The 2,063-nt window shown below is 68.9% G+C and carries 2 protein-coding genes; both read left to right on the forward strand.

Translation table 11 applies throughout. From position 1 onward, the window contains the following. Positions 1–316: 316 nt before the first annotated feature. Positions 317–1,027 carry a hypothetical protein gene (locus ACFV0O_RS41450; RefSeq protein WP_380350261.1) on the forward strand — a complete coding sequence of 237 codons (711 nt, stop codon included), beginning with the start codon at positions 317–319 and terminating at the stop codon, positions 1,025–1,027. Next, complete coding sequence (locus ACFV0O_RS41455; RefSeq protein WP_380350264.1) at positions 1,024–1,824, forward strand: hypothetical protein; 801 nt, start codon at positions 1,024–1,026, stop codon at positions 1,822–1,824. Before ACFV0O_RS41450 ends, ACFV0O_RS41455 begins: the two co-directional genes overlap by 4 nt. Positions 1,825–2,063 lie beyond the last annotated feature (239 nt).

Raw genomic sequence — 2,063 nt, forward strand, 5'->3', positions numbered from 1 at the left:
GGTGGGGGGGGCTTGGCCGGTTCGTTCCTCACCAGCCAAGCCGGCGTCGGCGTGGCCGACGCTCAGGCGGCTGTCGCCGCCGTGTCACGTACGCCAGCTGGACGGCTGTCGCATCAGGGCACCCACTCTGGAGTCCAGCGGAGAAACAAGGCATCATTCAACATGATGGCTGGTCCTACGGGAAACGTTGGCAGATCGCAGGCCGCCTGGTTACGTCTCCCGGCCCGAGGGCCCTTTCAGCCCATTCCAGGAGACGACGCGGGCCATCGAGGCGCCTCAAGGCCCAGAGCGCCTGACCTGACCAACCAGGAGCATCGTGACGACGCTGAACGGCCGCGAGGTTTGCACCCGCCGGGACCTGATGGACAGGTACGGCATGACGCTGTCCCCACTGGAGAAGTGGTACCGAAACCGTCACGCGAATGGGCACCCTGAGGCAGTCGGCACGGTTGGACGGGAGCTGGTCTGGGACCGCGAGGAATGGGACGCCTGGTACCAGGGGCGGGGGGACACCGGTGATCTGGAGTCCCGGGCCGACCTGGCTGCCAGGCACGCTCTGGCCCGCGGGACCCTCGACCGGATGTGGGCCCTGCGCGGAGAGAACGGTCACCCGGAGCCGGTGAAGACCGTGGAGAAGAGCATGTACTGGGACTCCGCAGAGTGGGACGCCTGGTACGCCGAATACCGTCGGAAGGCCCAGCGCGCCGAGCTCCACGTCGACCGCTCCGGTGACCCGGAGGACCTCGTCACCCTCGCCCAAGCCGCCCGGATCCTGGGCGTCGAACCGACCAGCATCACCCACTACCCCAAGAACCCTCCGAGGAACTGGCCTCAGCCAGTCCAAGAGGAGGAGCTGCCCAGCGGCCGCATGCGCCGGCGGTACCGCCGCGCCGACATCTGGCGCTACGCCGACACCCGGACCATCGCCGGCCCCCGCCGACGCTTCCCATCCCGGAGCACCGGGCCGGTGCCCGGGCGAGAACCATCTTCAGACCACCGCACGTCAGCAGAGGAGCCTGGACAGTGAGCCGATCTCAAGAGGACTTCGGGCCGGTTCAGCTCGCCCGCTGGCTGGGGCTCAAGGAGTCCCAGCTGCGTCGCGCGCAGAACCTGGGGCTGGTCCCGCCACCCGACGTCGACGGCCGCCGCTGGTCCCAGAGCGTGGCCAGGACCCTGCCGGATCAGGTCGAACAGATCCTCGCCCAACTCGGGGAGGAAGCCTCGGTCGCACCCGCGCCCGAGACGAAGCCCGCGCCGACCGTCAGGACCCGACGGGGCAAGGAGGGCTTCGGACCGGTCCAGCTGGCCCGTCACCTCGGTCTCAAGGACTGGCAGGTCACCCGCGCTCAGCAGCGTGGACTGATCCCTGCCCCCGACCTCGAAGGCGGCCGCTGGTCCGAAGCCGCGGTCGAACCCGTCACCGATCTCGTTCCGCAGATCATCGCGGAAGTCGGCGACCACCCCGGCCTCGGGTCTCAGAAGGCAGCGGAGTACCTGGCCCAGCACACCGGTCTGCCGGTCGAGCGTACCGACATCCAGGACCTGGCCGACCGGGGAGCCCTGCACCCTGTCGGGGAGTTCAAGGGCTGGCCGATGTACGCGGTCGAATCCCTCGAAGCCCTGGCCCACGACGAGGTCGAGGCCATTGTCGTCGCACGCCGTCACTGGATCGAGGAGAGCCTCACCGGTGCCGAGGCAGCCCGGTTCCTCGGTTGGTCCATGGGGAGGTTCGAGGTCAGCGTCGAACGTCACGGCATCATTCGCGGCAGATTCGACCGGTACTCTCGCGCGGACATCGAGGATCTGGCCCGCGTCGCCGGCTGAGCCGAATCGACCGTCAAGGCCCTGCAGCCCAGTAGCTGCAGGGCCTTTCGCATGTCTGTCCGCATCCACTGCTGCCGTGCGGCTGGTGGGTCTTGTCAGTGGTGAAGAGGGGTCCTGGTGGGTGTCCGGGTGGTGTGACCTGGCTTGTCGGATGGGTTGGTGGTTCCCCTTTCCGGCTCGGGCAGCCTGCGCCGGGCGTGCTGGGGGGCGCAACCGGGCGGCTTTTCCCGGGCGGCGAA

Source organism: Kitasatospora sp. NPDC059577 (genome assembly GCF_042735475.1).
Classification (GTDB): Bacteria; Actinomycetota; Actinomycetes; order Streptomycetales; family Streptomycetaceae; genus Kitasatospora.